Genomic DNA, 17,060 nt, shown 5'->3' with positions numbered 1-17,060 from the left:
CCGCTACTCGGACGAACGACGATGAGCCCCCGTACTGCGCAACCGGTGGGCAGCTGCTGCGTACTTGCTGCTCAGGTCACCGTGGACGTTGGCGATGTACTCGACAGACCTCTGGGTTGGATTGACCGCTCGTTCGCTCGTATGGAATGTCGGGTACGACGAGATGCCGGCCACGCACGCGGGGTCGATCTCCTCGAGCACACGCCAAACACGCTTGGCAACTGCACCGTTGAGGATCACGACCTCCAAACCCGGAATCAGCATGAGGAACCCGCGAAGCGCCTCGGCCGCCTCGCGATCCGACCGACCGGTCTGGGGGTGCGGCTTCGGCCACGGGTAGGCGTTCCACGACACGATCTCCGAAATGCGGATGCCAGCTTCGTCCAGGAAGAACTTCTGCCGAGCGGCCGAGAGGTCGACGTTCTCGAGGCAGATCATGCCGGAGCCGTCGGCATTGGCCAGGTCGGTCTTCGGGCCGGGATCTTGCATGAGCGTGAGCAACCGTGCGTCGATACCGCCGTAGGTCGGGGCCACATACGGAATGGATACGTGACGCCGGGACCGCAACTCGTCAACGTACTCGTTGATCAACCGAACACTCGGGGCGTACCGCCGCCCAAAGAGATCGTCGCGATAGGCCTTGTCCCGGCACAGTTGCCCGGCAAGTGCTTCACCAGACGTCGCGGCGGTCGGCACCGTCCGTCTCGGTGCGAGAGGAGCGGGCGGATCGGCTTCCTGAAGACCGTCGGCGCGAGAAACGGTCATCCTGAACCCGGGAATGATGCTGTCGATCACCAGCGGAGCTCCCGCCGGCAGCGAGACCTTGTCGCCCACCCTCCGCTTCCGGACAGCCTGGCCCATCGGCGACGAGTACGAGACGGTCTCGTACTCGGTGTCGGCGTGGCGCTCGGTGAGCACGAACGTGTCTCGGGATCCGTCCAGATAGCGAACGGTCACGATGGACCCGGCCACAACCCAGTCCTCGGTCGAACCCCACGCGGCGAGCCGGTCCCGGTCGGCGATGTACCGCCCCCGGCTGACCGCCAGATTCCGCTGCCACGCCTGTATCCGACGTAGCTGACTGTCGTATTGCCGGTAGTCCACCAGCAGGTCACCGCCGTCGCGGCACTCGTCCAGTTTGGCGCGGAGGCCCTGCTCCTGCACGGCAAGCTCTTCGGCGGCCAACCGGTACTGATCGAGTTCGCGATCGAACGGCGACTCAGGACGGGTCGCCGTGATGACCGCCTCACGTGACGCCCCTTCTTCGGCCGGTGAGACCGTGAGGTGTTGATCCCCGGTCACCCCGTCCTTGAGTGATGTCGCGATGGGCGGCTCATCGGCAGCCACTCCTGCGTTCCACTTCGGATTCGGAGATATGGACGGTAGGAGACGCTTCGCGCGGCGGCGTAGCCCCTGTAATCGAACGCGGCGATCACTCACGCCTGCATCGTATTCGGTGCGGCGACGCGCTAAGAGCGCACCTCATCCATCATCACGTCGGATGCATCGGGTCATCCTCGGGGTCGATCACTCCTTCGCGTCGAAGCAATGTGGACCGTGCCGGAGACGTGTTCGTGTACGGACACCCCGCTTCGCGGGCGCCCACCTCGGAAAACATTTTTCCGTAGAAATCTTCAAAGAATCATGGGTACAGTGATGCCATGCAGATCGACTCGAACGACATCGTCAGCGCCACGGAGCTGACCCGTGATCTGTCCCGGGTCATCGCCGAGGCCGGCGACGGACGCACGTTCGTCGTCATGAAGAACAACAGCCCCGCCGCCTGCATCATCGGACCAGAGCAGATGGAGCGCCTCCAGCGACTCGAGGAGGCCGAGCGGGACCTCAAGTTCCTCGCCCTCACCCTGGTTCGCGTCGGCACCGACAGTGGACGTCGGCACTCCCTCGACGATGTCGTGGCCGAACTCGGGATCGACGAGGACTGACCCGAACATGGCCCGGATCGAACTCACCGACGATGCGAAGGACGACCTCGCCGACCTCGACAAGTCCGCGCAGAAACTCGTCGTCAAAGCCCTGCGGAAACTCGAGAGCGAACCGTCGAAACGTGGTCAGCCGCTGGGCAGTCGGGCCTCCAGCGACCTCACCGGGTTCCGCAAACTCGTCGTCGGTGACCGCCAGTGCCGGATCATCTACCGCGTCGACGCGGACGACACCGTCGTCGTCATCTGGGTGATCGCCGAACGCGCCGACGACAAATGCTACGAGCTCGCCAAATCCAGGCTCGCAACCTGGGATAACCGCCCGATCGCCGAGGAAGTCACGGCGATGATCACCGACATCTGGAAGTCCTGACCGAGAGTCTGTCGACGCGGACCTCATTCGACGAGATCGCCCTCGACCCCGCCACCGCTCTCGAGTCGATCGATCGCAGCCGTGAGGCGCCGCGCGCGACTTCGCCTCCTGCGCGCCCGATTGCGCGCGCACCGTGTCGACTCGCGCGCAGCAGCACCCGCTGCACGCTCCCGCACCACTCACCGCACCCGACCAACCGTTCACCGGACCCGCCCTGCCCCGCCGCGCGACCCCGCAACCGCGGCAGTAGCATTCGTCACGGATCGGCTCACTCGCCGATCGTGATCGAGACTGCGCGCGAACCCGTACCGAGTGTTCGCGTCACGGTCGGCGCCCACCGCACGCGCCTCAGCTCGCCGATAGCTGTATTCGTCGACGCCCCGACACGCGTTCCGGACCGATCTTCCCCGGAAGCTACTGCCGGGTAACATTGTGCTCGTCCCGTTCGGTGTCCCCGCACCCCTCGTGCGTCGCGGACGCCGCTGGTACCGAAAAGTGAGGCAGTTCCATGACTGAACGCGTGCAGGTCGGTGGTCTTCAGGTCGCCAAGGTTCTCTACGATTTCGTCAACGAGGAGGCGCTGCCGGGCACCGGCGTCGACGCCGCCGCGTTCTGGGAGGGCGCCGGGACGCTGTTCGCCGACCTGGCCCCGAAGAACCGGGCGTTGCTCGCCACCCGCGACGATCTCCAGAGCCGGATCGACGCCTGGCATCGGGAGCGGGCCGGCAAGCCGCTCGACGCCGCCGAGTACAAGACGTTCCTGCAGGACATCGGCTACCTGGTGCCCGTCCCGGCCCCGTTCGAGGTGACCACCGCGGGCGTGGACACCGAGATCACCGCCACCGCCGGACCGCAGCTGGTGGTCCCGGTCCTCAACGCCCGCTTCGCCCTCAACGCATCCAATGCCCGCTGGGGCTCGCTGTACGACGCGCTGTACGGCACCGACGCCATCCCCGAAACCGGCGGCGCCGACAAGACGCTCAACGGGAAACCCGGCTACAACAAGGTCCGCGGCGACAAGGTCATCGCGTGGGCCCGCGACTTCCTCGACACCGCCACCCCGCTCGCGAAGGGCTCGCACGCCGAGGCAACCCGCTACAGCGTCGTCGACGGCAGACTGGCCGTCGAACTCGGCGGCGAGGTCGTCACGACACTGGCGCAGCCGGAGAAGTTCGTCGGCTACACCGGCGACGACGACACCCCCACCTCGGTGCTGCTGCGCAACCACGGCCTGCACATCGAGATCATGATCGACCCCACCTCCCCGATCGGGCGGACCGACGGCGCCGGCGTCGAGGACGTCGTGCTCGAGTCGGCGATCACCACGATCATGGACTTCGAGGACTCCGTCGCCGCCGTCGACGCCGACGACAAGGTCGGCGGCTACCGCAACTGGCTCGGCCTGAACCGCGGCGACCTGTCCGAGTCGTTCGACAAGGCCGGCAAGACCGTCACCCGCACCCTCAACGGTGACCGCACCTACACCACGCCGGACGGCGGGGAACTGACCCTGCACGGCCGCTCCCTGCTGTTCGTCCGCAACGTCGGCCACCTCATGACGAACCCGGCGATCCTCGACGCCGACGGGGTGGAACTCCCGGAGGGCATCCTCGACGCCCTGATCACCGGCGCCTGCGCGATCCACGGCCTGTCCCGCACCGACGCCACCGGCCCCCTGGACAATTCCCGCACCGGCTCGATCTACATCGTCAAGCCCAAGCAGCACGGCCCCGACGAGGTCGCGTTCACCACCGAACTGTTCGGCCGCGTCGAGCAGATCCTGGGCCTGCCCGCGAACACGATGAAGGTCGGCATCATGGACGAGGAGCGGCGCACCACCGTCAACCTCGCCGCCTGCATCCAGGAGGCGGCCGAGCGGGTCGTGTTCATCAACACCGGTTTCCTCGACCGCACCGGCGACGAGATCCACACCTCGATGGAGGCCGGGCCGATGGTCCGCAAGGCCGACATGAAGAAGCAGACGTGGATCGCCGCCTACGAGGACTGGAACGTCGACACCGGCCTCGCCTGCGGACTCGACGGCAAGGCGCAGATCGGCAAGGGCATGTGGGCCATGACCGACCTGATGGCCGACATGCTCGACCAGAAGATCGGCCACCCCCGCGCCGGCGCCACCACCGCGTGGGTGCCCTCGCCCACCGGCGCCACCCTGCACGCCACCCACTACCACCAGGTCGACGTGTTCGCCGTCCAGGAGAAGCTCAAGGGCACCCCGCGGGCGACGGTCGAGCAGATCCTCACCATCCCCCTCGCCCCGTCCACGGACTGGTCGGACGCCGAGAAGCAGCAGGAGATGGACAACAACTGCCAGTCCATCCTCGGCTACGTCGTCCGCTGGATCGACGCCGGTGTCGGCTGCTCCAAGGTCCCCGACATCCACGACGTCGCCCTCATGGAGGACCGCGCCACCCTGCGCATCTCGAGCCAGCTCCTCGCCAACTGGATCCGGCACGGCGTCGTCACCGAGGCCGATGTCGTCGCGAGCCTGCAGCGGATGGCCCCGGTCGTCGACCGGCAGAACGCCGGCGACGCCACCTACCGGAACATGGCCCCCGACTTCGACACCAACATCGCCTTCCAGGCCGCCAAGGAACTGATCCTCGAGGGCGCCACCCAGCCCAGCGGCTACACCGAGCCGATCCTGCACCGCCGCCGCCGCGAGTACAAGGCCGCACACGCCTGATCGACGACCACACCCCACCCGGCCCCGGCACCGACCTCGGTGCCGGGGCCGCACACGTCGGGGATGTCCGACTCGCTCACTAGACTGCGACCCGTGGGACGACATCGCAATGACAGGCGCCTCCGCGGCGTCAGCAAGGGCCCGCTCGCCGCCGCCGGAGCCGTGCTCCTCCTCGTCCTCGGGGTACTCGGCTGGTTCCAACTGCGGGACCGCACCGACGAGCAGGGCACCGCCGCCGCCGGCCTCTGCGTCGAGGGCGCCGCCACCCTCACCGTCGCCGCCGACCCCGCCCTCGCCCCCCCGATCCGTGAACTCGCCGCCCGCTTCACCGGCACCCGCCCCGTGGTCCGCGACCACTGCATCACCGTCGCCGTGCACGACGCCGCCACCGACGCCGCCGTCGCCGCCCTGACCGACGGCACCTGGACCGACACCCTCGGCCCCGCCCCGGCCCTGTGGATCCCGACATCCACCGCCGCCACCGATCGGGTCCCCGCCGGCGTGCTCGACGGCGGACCCAAACCGGTCGCCGGCCGCCCCGCCGCGATCCTCGACACCACCTGGGTCGACGACACCGCCGCCCGCGCCGCCGCCGCCTTCGTCGACTACCTCCGCAAACCCGAACAGCAGCAGACCCTGACCGCCGCCGGATTCGACACCGTCGACCCTCCCGCCCCCGCGCCCGCACCGGCCGGCCGGACCACCACGATCCTGCTCGACGTCTCCGGCTCCATGGGCGCCGACGACCTCACCGGCACCCGACTGAACAACACCGCCGCCGCCCTCACCACCCGCATCGACACCCTTCCCGACGACACGAACCTCGGCCTGTGGGTGTACAGCCGTGGCCTCGACGCCACCAAGCCCTACCGGATCGAGGTCCCCACCGGACCGCTCGCCGACGACGACCGTCGCACCCGACTCGCCACCGAACTGCGTGGCCTGCGCCCCCGCACCGCCACCTCCACGTACACGTCGCTGACCGCCGCCCACACCGCCGCCGTCGACGGCTACACCGACGGCCGCACCAACTCGGTACTGCTCATCACCGACGGACCCGACGACTCCGGCACCGGCACCGCCGGACTCGAGCAGGCCCTCGCCACCGCCGCCCACCCCGTCCGCATCGACGTCATCTTCCTCGGCGACGACCGCAACGACCCAGACCGCGCCACCCTCGAGCAGGTCACCGACCGCACCGGCGGCACCCTCGTCACCGTCCCCGACGCGCACGGCCCCGAACTGGCCGCCGCCCTCACCACCATGCTGGGACAGCCGTGATCCGCATCGCCGTCTTCGGCGTCTTCCTCGCCCTCGTCACCTGGTGGGTACACCGACGCCTGGTCCGCGCCACCGGCCTCACCGGACGGCCCGCCCACACCGCCGGCGCCACCCTGATCACCGCGTGGGTGCTCGCCCTCGTCGGCATCGGCGCCGGCGAGGTGTTCGACCCCACCTGGGCGCGGATCCCCGGATTCGTCGGCTGGGTATGGCTCGCCGCCCTGCTCTACCTGGTCCTCGGCCTGCTCGTCGTCGCCGCCGGCTCCGGCATCGCCCGCCTCACCGGACACCCGCAACCCACCGACCCTTCCCGGCGCACCGTGCTGCGCGGCGCCACCGCCGCCGTCACCCTCGCTGCCGTCGGCGCCGCCGGCTACGGCGTCACCGAAGCCCACACCCCCCGCATCCGCCACGTCCGCATCCCCCTCGACCGGCTCCCCGACCGGTTCACCGGCACCCGCATCGCCCTCGTCACCGACCTGCACGTCGGCCCCGCCCGCGGCATCGGATTCACCCGCAGGGTCGTCGACCTCGTCACCGCACAGCAACCGGACCTGATCCTGCTCGGCGGCGACCTCGTCGACGGCACCGTCACCAAGGTCGGCCCCGACCTCGCACCCCTCGCGGACCTGCACGCCCCCCTCGGCGTGTTCGGGGTCAGCGGCAACCACGAGTTCTACGCCGGCGACGGCGGCCGCTGGCTCGACCTGTGGGACACCCTCGGCATCCGCACCCTCCGCAACGAACGCGTCGAGATCCGCCGCGACGACGCCGTCATCGACCTCGCCGGCATCCACGACCGCACCTCCCCCGCACCGTACGAACCGGACCTGCCCGCCGCCCTCACCGGACGCGACCCCGACCGGTTCGTCCTCCTCCTCGCCCACCAGCCGAAACAGGCGATCGAAGCGTCCGAACTCGGCGTCGACCTACAACTGTCCGGACACACCCACGGCGGCCAGATGTGGCCGCTGCGCTACCTGGTACCCCTGCAGCAACCCTCCGTCACCGGCCTCGACCGCATCGGCGACACCGTCCTGTACACCTCCTACGGTGCCGGCGCGTGGGGTCCCCCGGTCCGGGTCGGCGCCCCACCGGAAATCACGATCATCGAAACAATCCGCCCATCCCGGTAGATGATCATGATGTGACGTCTGCACCACCCCGAACACTTCCCCCCGACCTGTCGGCCCGCCTCGACCGCGGCACCCCACTCATCCTCGTCCGCGCCCCCCACGGCACCGGCAAGGCGGCACTCGCCGCAGCCTGGACCGCGGCCGCACCGGAGTTCGGACGCGTCGGCGTCCACGTCCCGCCCCCGCCCCGGGACACCGACTTCCGGCAGCACTGCGCCGACGCCCTCACCGCCGCCGGCGTCCCAGACCTCACCGACCCCGACACCCCACTGCGCCTCGCCCTCGAACGGATCGACCTGATCGCCGACCCGACCGTCGACCGACAGATCCTCGACCTCGTCGAACAGTGCCCGCACCTCGAGGTGCTCGTCACCGTCGTCGGACGCCGACACTTCACCGACCCCCTGCTCCTCGACCCGACCCACGACCTCCTCACCGCCGACGACCTCACCGCCCTGCACGACGACGACCCCACCCGCATCCGGGCCATCCTCGACGACGCCCACCCCGCACACCGCGCACTGCTCCTCGACCTCGCGACCGCCCCCACCCTCACCACCGACATCGCCCGCCATCTCGGCGCCGGCCCGGACCCCGAACCACTCCTCGACGCCCTCGACACCGCCGGACTCGTCGAACACCGCGACACCCCGACCGGACCGTCCTGGCGGATACCCGCCCCCGTCCGCGCCGTCCTCCGCGACCTGCAGACCGGCCCGGACGCGGCCACCCGCTCGGCCCGCCTCGCCCACCACCTCCGGGTCCGCGGCGACATCGCCGGCGCCCTCCGTTGCGCCACCGACGCACAGGACTGGACTCTCGCCGTCGACCTCGTCGCCGACCACTGGATCATGCTCGTCGGCGACCACCTGGAACTCCTGCGCGACACCCTGTTCGCGATCCCCCGACCCGTCCTCGACGCACACCCCGGTTTCCGGGAGGGCCGCGAACTCCTCGCCCACCTCGCCGGCGACCTGCACCGCGAGACCGTCACCCGCGGCGTCACCGACCTGCGCCTGGCCGCCACGTCCGACGACGTCGCCCGCGCCGTCGGACTCGTCGGCCACCAGGCGATCATGCTGCGCATCGCCGGCCGCTACGACACCGCCGCGGAACTGACCGACCGGATCCGCACCACCGTCGACGGCATCCTCGCCACCCGGCCCGACGACCTCGCCGACCTGATCCCGTTCCTGCGACTGCAGTGGGGACTGACCCTCCAACTGGCCGGGGACTTCACCGAATCGGTTGCCGAACTGCATCTCGCCTACACGCTCGGCACGGCACGCCGCGTCGGCTTCGTCGCCCGCAACGCCGCCGGGAACATCGCCCTGCACTGGGCGCTCGCCGGGGAACCCACCCGCGTACAGCAGTGGCTCGACCACGAGGCCGCGCATCCCCCGGCCACCGACCGCGTCGAGGCGCTCACCCGGATCGGCGGCGTCGTCGCCCGCGTCCACACCGCCCTCGACCGACTCGACACCACCCGGGCGGCCACCCTCCTCGCCACCCTCGACGATCTGCCCGCCCTCACCGAACTGTGGCCGTTCGTGGTCCACGCCCGCAGCCGGTACGCGGTGGCGGCGGGACGGCCCGACACCGCCCTCGCGACCCTCACCGCATTCCCCGACGAACGGGCCCGCGCGCGTGGCACGTTCGTCCGATCCCTGCTCGACGCCGCCACGATCGAGGCGCACCTCGCGGCCGGTGACGCCGCCCGTGCCCGCGACCTCGCCGACCGCGTACGGTGCGACACCGCCTGGGCGACGCTCGCCGTCGCCCACGTCCACCTGGCCACCGGCGACCACACCGCCGCGATCCGGACCTGCCGCCGGTTCGACTGGCTCGGCACCCCCTACACCCGGCCGTACCTCGGTGCGCTGCTCGTCGAGTCCGCCGCCCAGCACGCCCTCGGACACGTCGCCGCCGCAACCCGCACCTGGGCACGGGCCTGCGAACTGGCCGACCGGACCGGTATCGCATCGGCGTTCGCCACCGTCCCCCGCGGTGTCGCCGCAGCCCTGGCCGCACAGTCACCGCACCCGTGCCACGCTCTGGCCCGGTTTCTGCATTCCGGTGCCGTCGAACAGTTCGCCGCCACCCCCGCTGTCCCCGAACTCACAGCCCGGGAACGGAACGTCCTCGACGGACTCGCCCGCGGGGAGACCGCCGCCGGCATCGCCGCCACCCTGTTCGTGTCGCTCTCGACGGTGAAGACCCACCGCCGCACCCTGTTCCGGAAACTCGGTGCCGGCTCCCGCGCCGAGGCCCTCACGAAGGCCCGGGGCCTGGGCCTTCTCCTCTGAGTGATGTCGTGAGGTGCGTTGGTACCCTGGTTTTTTCGGTATTTCTTTAAGTTCCGTATCACGCAGAGTTCGGTACCGGTCACACGGTCGGGCAGAGCACCGTCCGTGCCTGCCGCCAGATCGGGAACAACTCCGGACTCGACGCGTCCGGGACCGTGCGATGCGCGACGTCGACGAACTCGAGGAACGTCTTCCCCGGCGTACGCGAGACACTGCATGCCCGCAGCCCCAGCACCACCGACTGCGACGTCCCCGCCCCCCTCGCCCACGGACCCAGATCCGCGGCCGCGTACACGCCGATCTGGCCGCCCCACCGGTCGAACGCGAACTGCAGATCGAAATCGCAGCCGCCCGGGACCAGGGTCGCGCACGTGACCGGCTTCCCGTCCAGCTCGACAGTCCGGTCGTCGAGCGTGCGCGACGACGACGTCTGCGACAGCGTCGACCACCCCCGCACCGCCACCACCCCGCACCCGACGAGTACCGCCACCGTGATCACCGCGGCCAGAATGCGCGCCACCGCTCCCCCTCTCGTCGGCTCGCGCCGCACCCCGGGTGCGGAAACCGCGCTACGGTCGCTGCGCGAGCGTGATCCGGATGCGGTGCCGCGCCGTGATCCGCCCCTCGTCGTCACGCCAACCGTCGAGACGTTCGAACGCGGCATCCCGTACCCGGTCCACCTCCTCGGCGGGTATCGCCTCCCACAGCATGCGCTGCCCGTGCGACCGCGTCCACGCGAACCACTGTGCCGCGTCGTCGAATCGTTGTACGAGTTCGAAACTCGTCGAGCGTGCGTCGACCAGGCCGGCCTCGTGCATCAGCGCTTCGACGCCGGCATCGGATCCGAAAGGGCCGTTCGGATCTCGCGGGTCGATCGGGAAGAAGTCCCGGCCACCCTCGCCGTGGTAGGGCGTGAACAGATCCTCGAGTTGCGCCCACCGCGGATCCCAGGCACTGAACGTCGACACGGCGACGGTCCCCCGCGGCACCAGCAGCGACCGCCAGCGGGTCAGCGCCGCCGCCGGATCCGGCAGGAAGAAGATCATGAACGACGCCGTGATCGCGTCGAACGCCCCCTGCGGCAGCCGCGGATCCATCGCGTCCATCATCTGCACGTGCACGTTCGCCAGACCGTGCGCGCGGGCGTCGTGCGCGGTCGCAGCCACCATGTTCGGGGACAGGTCGATTCCGGTCACCTCCCCGTCCGAGCCGACCGCCGCGGCGAGCCGGAACAGCACCGCGCCCCGACCACAGCCGATGTCGAGCACCCGCGCGCCGGCGGGCGGGCCGACCGCCGCGACCAATCGTTCGGCGATCGGGCCGAAGAAGTCCACGCCGACGTTGTCGTAGCTGTCGGCGACGAGATCGAACAGGTCCGCGATCCGCTCGGACCCGGCTGCACCCGGTACCTCGGTCATCCTTCGATCATGTGCCTGCGACGTCGAGGTGGTCAACGAGAGATTCAGGGTCGACCGAGTTGAGGTTTTCGGTATTTCTTTTTGTTCCGTCTCGATCGGAGTTTCAACCTCGGTGAACGACGTCGGCCCGGATGCTCCCCTCGGGCATCCGGGCCGACGTCGTCAGATCAGTTCAGCGGGCGCATCAGCTGCTGAACGCCTCGATCGGCGGGCACGAGCACACCAGGTTGCGGTCGCCGTGCGCCCCGTCGATGCGGCGCACCGACGGCCACACCTTCGGCCGATCCATCCCCTGCGGGTACACCGCGATCTCCCGCGAGTACGGGTGATTCCATTCGGCAACGAGGCACCGGGCGGTGTGCGGGGCGCCGCGCAGCGGGTTGTCGTCGACCGGCCACTCCCCCGCCGCGACCCGGTCGATCTCACCGCGGATCGCGATCATCGCGTCGATGAACTGGTCGATCTCGTCGAGGTTCTCCGACTCGGTCGGCTCCACCATCAGGGTGCCGGCGACCGGGAAGCTCATCGTCGGCGCGTGGAAACCGTAGTCCGCCAGACGCTTCGCGACGTCGTCGACCGTCACACCGGTCTCCTTGGTGAGCGGACGCAGATCCAGGATGCACTCGTGCGCGACCATTCCGTTCTCACCGGTGTACAGCACCGGGAAGTACTCGTCGAGACGACGGGCGATGTAGTTGGCCGACGCGATCGCCGTCAGCGACGCCCGCCGCAGCCCCTGGGCGCCCATCATCGTGATGTACGTCCAGGTGATCGGCAGGATCGACGCGCTGCCGTACGGTGCCGCCGACACCGGTCCGCTGCCGCCGAGTTCGGGGGCCATCGGATGGCCGGGCAGGAACGGTGCCAGGTGCGAGCGGACACCGATCGGGCCGACACCCGGACCGCCGCCACCGTGCGGGATGCAGAACGTCTTGTGCAGGTTCAGGTGGCTGACGTCGCCGCCGAACCGGCCCGGGCGGGCCAGGCCGACGAGCGCGTTGAGGTTGGCGCCGTCGACGTACACCTGGCCGCCGGCGTCGTGCACGGCCGCGCAGATCTCGCCGATCTCGTGCTCGTACACGCCGTGTGTCGACGGGTAGGTGATCATGATCGTGGACAGGTCGGTGGCGTGCTCGGCGACCTTGGCGCGCAGGTCGTCGACGTCGACGTCACCGTTCTCGCGGCACGCGACCACGACGACCCGCATGCCGGCCATGACCGCGGACGCGGCGTTGGTGCCGTGCGCGCTCGACGGGATCAGGCACACCGTGCGGTGATCGTCCCCGCGGGACAGGTGATAGTTGCGGATCGCGAGCAGGCCCGCGTACTCGCCCTGGCTGCCCGCGTTGGGCTGCAGGCTGACCGCGTCGTAGCCGGTGATGGCGACCAGCCAGTCCTGCAGATCCGTGATCACCTGCAGCATGCCGGGCACGTCCGCGACCGGCGCGAACGGGTGCAGCTTCGAGAAGCCGGGCCACGTGATGGGCTCCATCTCGGCGGTCGCGTTGAGCTTCATGGTGCACGAGCCGAGCGGGATCATGCTGCGGTCGAGGGCGATGTCCTTGTCGGACAGGGACCGCAGGTAGCGCAGCATCGCGGTCTCGGTGCGGTACCTGCGGAACGACTCGTGCTGCAGGTACTCCGACGTGCGGTCACCGAACGGCGCCGGGATGTGCGCGGCCACGGTGGACGACCCGAACGCGGCGAGCACGGAGTCGACGTGCACATCGGTGGTGGCCTCGTCGCACGCGATCCCGACGTGGTCGGCGTCGACGAGACGCAGGTTGACGTTCCACGCCTTCGCGCGGGCGACGACGTCCGCGGCCCGGCCCGGCACGTGCGCCAGGACGGTGTCGAAGAACTGCTCGTGCACGACGTCGACGCCGGCGGCCCGCAGACCGGTCGCGAGGCGGGCGGCATGGCCGTGGACGCGCTGCGCGATGGCCTTCAGGCCCTCCGCGCCGTGGTAGGAGGCGTACATCGCGGCGACGACGGCGAGCAGCACCTGCGCGGTGCAGATGTTGCTGGTCGCCTTCTCACGGCGAATGTGCTGTTCCCGGGTCTGCAGCGCGAGCCGGTACGCCTTGTTGCCGTCGGCGTCGACGGACAGGCCGACGAGCCGGCCCGGCAGCTGGCGGGCGAGCTTGGCGTGGACGGCGAGGTAGCCGGCGTGCGGGCCGCCGAAGCCCATCGGGACACCGAACCGCTGTGTGGTGCCGAAACACGCGTCCGCACCCATCTCGCCGGGCGGGGTGAGCAGCGTCAGCGCGAGCAGGTCGGCGCCGACGGCGACGAGGGCGCCGCGGTCGTGGGCGGCCGCGATGAGCGCGGCGTGGTCGACGACCCGGCCCGACGCACCCGGAACCTGCGCGAGGACACCGTAGAAGTCGCCGTCCGGCAGCCCGCGGGTGAGGTCGGCCTCGACGATCTCGATGCCGAGCGGCTCGGCGCGGGTGACGACGATCGCGCGGGTCTGCGGGAACAGGTCGGTGTCGATGACGAACCGCGGGGACGTGCTGCGCGACGCGCGACGCAGCAGCGTCATCGCCTCGGCGGCGGCGGTGCCCTCGTCGAGCATCGACGAGTTCGCGATCTCCATGCCGGTCAGGTCGGCGATCATCGTCTGGAAGTTGAGCAGGGCCTCGAGCCGGCCCTGGCTGATCTCCGGCTGGTACGGCGTGTAGGCGGTGTACCAGGCCGGGTTCTCGAGGATGTTGCGCACCAGCACCGGCGGGGTGAGGGTGTCGTAGTAGCCGAGGCCGATCATCGAGACGGCCGTCGTGTTCCGTCCGGCGAGTTCCGTGAGCGTGGCCAGCGCGTCGTGCTCGGACAGCGGCTCACCGAGCGCATCGAGGCCGGCGGCGACGCCGTTCGTCGACGGATCGAGAATACTCGCGGGCACGGCACGGGCGGCCAGTTCGTCGAGCGAGGCGACGCCGACGACGTCGAGGATGCGCGCCAACTCGCCCGCATCGGGGCCGACGTGACGGTCGGCGAACGAGTGGCTACGAGCGTCGATCAAGTGAACTCCCAGGCGGTTCGACAGGTACAGGATGCGTTCCGGACACGGAACGGTCCTCCCCCTCTGTCGCCTGCCCGGAACGATCCGAGCGCCTGAGAGATTCGGCTTACGCCTTTCCCCGTGGGCGGGTGGGTGCTCCCACCGCTTTCCAGAGGCGTCGTAGCCCGCACGGTCCCGGGTGCCTGAGAGATTGACGGGGAGGTGTTGCTCCTTCGGCGTCCGTGCAGACAGCTGGTGCCCGCACGGAACTCTCCCGCGCGACGTCGACGCCCGGACAGTCTATCAACCGGTCTTGCGGTCGCCCTTGTTGCGCCGACGGGACGCCAGTTCGTCCTCGGGTCGGTCGGTGGTGTCGCCGCCGTCGGCGCGTTCGGCGGGGAAGTTCGCGATGGTGCCGGTCAATTCGCGCATCGCGCCGCTGACCGCGATCCCGAAGACGCCCTGCCCGCCCTGGAGCAGGTCGACGACCTCCTCGGCGGACGTGCACTCGTACACGGTGATGCCGTCGGAGAACAGGGTGATGCGCGCCAGGTCGGCGACCCCGCGGCCCCGGAGATGGTCGACGGCGACGCGGATGTTCTGCAGCGAGATCCCGGTGTCGAGCAGGCGTTTGACGATCTTGAGGACCAGGATGTCCTTGAACGAGTACAGCCGCTGACTGCCCGAACCGGCCGCACCGCGAATAGACGGGACGACCAGATTGGTGCGCGCCCAGTAGTCGAGTTGCCGATAGGTGATGCCGGCGATCTGGCATGCGGTGGGGACGCGGTAGCCGACGAGTTCGTCGGGCACCCGGTTGTCGGGGAACAGGCCCGGCTGCACATCGCTGATGTCAGCGCCGCCGGACTGGTGTTGATGCTGCCGTTCTCCCACGGACTACTCCCTCTCGCGCACTCGTAACTTCGAGTGAACCCGATCGGTGGATGCACTCAGCGTACGCCGTGGACTCACGGCGCGGCGGACGTTCGGGCTCAGACGCTAGAACCCCGACAAACGTGGGTCAATGCGACACACCAGGATCATCTACTCGAAAGTTGAATAAGTTGGTCAAGCGTCCACCATGTGGAACCGACCTGTCGTCGCACACACGCGACCGTTCGAGGAGTCAGCCGTCCGTGGCCTTGAAATCGTCCGGTGACACCGACTCGAGGAACTCCTTGAACTTCTCGACCTCGTCCTCGCGTTCGTCCGGCATCACCAGACCCGCCTCGGCGAGCACGTTCTCCTCGACGAAGATCGGCACCCCCACCCGCAGCGCGACGGCCACCGAATCCGACGGCCGGGCCGAGACCCGCACGTCACCCTCGAACACCAGATCCGCATAGAAGGTGCCGGCCTGCAGATCCACGATCCGCACCTCGAGCAGGGTGTGCCCGAAGGCGTCGAGAAGGTCCTTGATCAAATCGTGGGTGAGTGGGCGCGCGGGTTCGACGCCCTGCTGTTCGAGGGCGATCGCGGTGGCCTCCGTCTGCCCGATCCAGATCGGCAGATAACGTTCGCCGTCGGTCTCGCGCAGCAGCAACACCGGTTGGTTCTGCGGCTGTTCGACACGGATACCGATCACACGCATCTCGCTCATCGCATCCTCCAACTCGGGCCGGTGGTCTACTCCCCGATTCTATTCGTTCACGTCCGGGCCGTCAGCGATCGAGAGCGCCCCGGACCGCCGCCTTGACCAGGCACGTGTGCAGAGTCAAGGACAGTGCGGCCAACTCCCGCACCATTTCCTCGGCCCGAGCGCGGGCACCCGAGTCCCGGCCCTTCGCGACCGGCCCGGCGATCTGCGCGACGAGACTCGCCTCGCGATCGGCGGCGAGCTTGAACGCCCGCAGATGCCGCACCTCGAGTCCGAACTCCGACATGGCCCGTGCAGTGCGGGCCAGCGTGACGGCGTCCTCGTCGAAGAAGCCGGCCGCCCCGGGCACGACGAGTCCACTGCGCAGCAGTTCGGTGAGGAACTTGTCGTCGATACCGGAGCGGATGATCAGGTCGTCCCGGCTGATCCGCACCTCACGGTCGGCACGGAACTCCTCGGGAGAGACCTCCCCCGGTGCGACGGCGAGCGGGCGGGGGCGCCGGGGAACCGAATCCACGGCGCCCACTGTCGCCACACCCTTGTCGATCGCCTCGAGCTGTTCCTTGATCACCTTCAACGGCAGGTACTGGTCCCGTTGCGCGGTGAGTACGTACCGCAGCCGTTCGACGTCGGCGATCGAGAACCGCCGATATCCGGACGGGGTCCGCTCCGGGCTGATCAGTCCCTCCGCTTCGAGGAACCGGATCTTGGAGATCGTCACGTCCGGAAAATCCGGACGGAGCCGGTCGAGGACAGTCCCGATGGACATGCCCGCGGCGGCTTCCTGCCGAACAGCGGTCATTGGTTGCCCGCACCTGCCGCGGATTCGCCGATCTGCGAGCCGCCGCCCGTGCGGGGGCCGGTCAGGAACACCAGTCGGAACTTGCCGATCTGCACCTCGTCACCGTTCGCGAGGACCGCCGAGTCGACAGGCTCACGGTTGACGTAGGTGCCGTTGAGGCTGCCCACGTCGACCACCTGGAACTCGTCGTCGTCCTGCCGGAACTCCGCATGGCGGCGGCTGACCGTGACGTCGTCCAGGAAGATGTCGCTGTCGGGATGCCGACCGGCCGACGTGGTCGGCTGGTCGAGCAGGAACCGCGAACCGGCGTTCGGGCCCCGCTTCACGACGAGCAGCGCAGAGCCTGCGGGCAGACCCTCGACTCCGGAGACGGGCGCCTCGGCGGTCTGCGCCGCCGCACTGTCCATCTCGCCCAGGAAGTCCGCACGGAAAACCGACGTGGTCTCGGCCGGCGTCTCTCCGTAAACCGCATCGTTGCCGTTCTCGGTCACCGTTTCTC

14 protein-coding genes and 1 riboswitch are annotated in these 17,060 nt (G+C 69.5%); of the genes, 6 read left to right on the top strand and 8 right to left on the bottom strand.

The genetic code is table 11. From position 1 onward, the window contains the following. Window positions 1-3: 3 nt before the first annotated feature. On the bottom strand, window positions 4-1,347 hold the full coding sequence (locus tag E0497_RS07290; protein WP_241665767.1) for a GreA/GreB family elongation factor: 1,344 nt from the start codon (window positions 1,345-1,347) through the stop codon (window positions 4-6). Window positions 1,348-1,661: 314 nt separating this feature from the next. Here E0497_RS07290 and E0497_RS07285 point away from each other — a divergent pair, with 314 nt between their 5' ends. From E0497_RS07285 to E0497_RS07260, 6 genes are all read left to right on the top strand, one after another. Further along, window positions 1,662-1,946: a type II toxin-antitoxin system Phd/YefM family antitoxin gene (locus tag E0497_RS07285; RefSeq protein WP_137724131.1), complete on the top strand. Its 285-nt coding sequence runs from the start codon at window positions 1,662-1,664 to the stop codon at window positions 1,944-1,946. A gap of 7 nt (window positions 1,947-1,953) precedes the next feature. Then, a complete protein-coding gene (locus E0497_RS07280) occupies window positions 1,954-2,316 on the top strand; it encodes a type II toxin-antitoxin system RelE family toxin (protein WP_137724130.1) in 363 nt (120 codons plus the stop codon). A 508-nt stretch (window positions 2,317-2,824) separates the two neighbouring features. Beyond that, window positions 2,825-5,020 carry a malate synthase G gene (locus tag E0497_RS07275; protein ID WP_137724129.1) on the top strand — a complete coding sequence of 732 codons (2,196 nt, stop codon included), beginning with the start codon at window positions 2,825-2,827 and terminating at the stop codon, window positions 5,018-5,020. A gap of 93 nt (window positions 5,021-5,113) precedes the next feature. Then, window positions 5,114-6,301 (top strand): VWA domain-containing protein, encoded by a 1,188-nt coding sequence (locus tag E0497_RS07270; RefSeq protein ID WP_241665766.1) that lies wholly within the window; start codon window positions 5,114-5,116, stop codon window positions 6,299-6,301. After that, window positions 6,298-7,437, top strand: coding sequence for a metallophosphoesterase (locus E0497_RS07265; RefSeq protein WP_137724127.1), 1,140 nt, complete (start codon window positions 6,298-6,300; stop codon window positions 7,435-7,437). The genes E0497_RS07270 and E0497_RS07265 overlap by 4 nt, the downstream gene beginning before the upstream one ends. An 11-nt stretch (window positions 7,438-7,448) precedes the next feature. Next, the gene (locus E0497_RS07260; RefSeq protein ID WP_137724126.1) at window positions 7,449-9,743 is read left to right on the top strand and encodes a helix-turn-helix transcriptional regulator; all 2,295 of its coding nucleotides are present in this window, start codon (window positions 7,449-7,451) and stop codon (window positions 9,741-9,743) included. Between the two features lie 79 nt (window positions 9,744-9,822). Here the strand turns inward: E0497_RS07260 and E0497_RS07255 are convergent, their stop codons facing one another. The 7 genes from E0497_RS07255 to odhI form a co-directional block, all read right to left on the bottom strand. Then, window positions 9,823-10,263: a hypothetical protein gene (locus E0497_RS07255; protein ID WP_137724125.1), complete on the bottom strand. Its 441-nt coding sequence runs from the start codon at window positions 10,261-10,263 to the stop codon at window positions 9,823-9,825. Window positions 10,264-10,312: 49 nt separating this feature from the next. Beyond that, complete coding sequence (locus E0497_RS07250) at window positions 10,313-11,161, bottom strand: class I SAM-dependent methyltransferase (RefSeq protein WP_137724124.1); 849 nt, start codon at window positions 11,159-11,161, stop codon at window positions 10,313-10,315. A gap of 184 nt (window positions 11,162-11,345) precedes the next feature. Then, window positions 11,346-14,183 (bottom strand): aminomethyl-transferring glycine dehydrogenase, encoded by a 2,838-nt coding sequence (gene gcvP / locus E0497_RS07245; protein ID WP_137724123.1) that lies wholly within the window; start codon window positions 14,181-14,183, stop codon window positions 11,346-11,348. Between the two features lie 159 nt (window positions 14,184-14,342). Next, a riboswitch (glycine riboswitch) is annotated at window positions 14,343-14,449 on the bottom strand. A gap of 16 nt (window positions 14,450-14,465) precedes the next feature. Next, window positions 14,466-15,056 carry a MerR family transcriptional regulator gene (locus tag E0497_RS07240; RefSeq protein ID WP_137724122.1) on the bottom strand — a complete coding sequence of 197 codons (591 nt, stop codon included), beginning with the start codon at window positions 15,054-15,056 and terminating at the stop codon, window positions 14,466-14,468. A 232-nt stretch (window positions 15,057-15,288) separates the two neighbouring features. Beyond that, on the bottom strand, window positions 15,289-15,762 hold the full coding sequence (locus E0497_RS07235; protein ID WP_137724121.1) for a bifunctional nuclease family protein: 474 nt from the start codon (window positions 15,760-15,762) through the stop codon (window positions 15,289-15,291). A 61-nt stretch (window positions 15,763-15,823) separates the two neighbouring features. Beyond that, window positions 15,824-16,561 (bottom strand): transcriptional regulator FtsR, encoded by a 738-nt coding sequence (gene ftsR, locus E0497_RS07230; protein WP_137724120.1) that lies wholly within the window; start codon window positions 16,559-16,561, stop codon window positions 15,824-15,826. Beyond that, complete coding sequence (odhI, locus tag E0497_RS07225; RefSeq protein WP_137724119.1) at window positions 16,558-17,052, bottom strand: oxoglutarate dehydrogenase inhibitor Odhl; 495 nt, start codon at window positions 17,050-17,052, stop codon at window positions 16,558-16,560. Before odhI ends, ftsR begins: the two co-directional genes overlap by 4 nt. Window positions 17,053-17,060: the final 8 nt, after the last annotated feature.

It is taken from the genome of Prescottella subtropica (assembly GCF_005434945.1).
GTDB lineage: Bacteria > Actinomycetota > Actinomycetes > Mycobacteriales > Mycobacteriaceae > Prescottella > Prescottella subtropica.
This window is presented reverse-complemented; position numbering and strand designations above follow the sequence as displayed.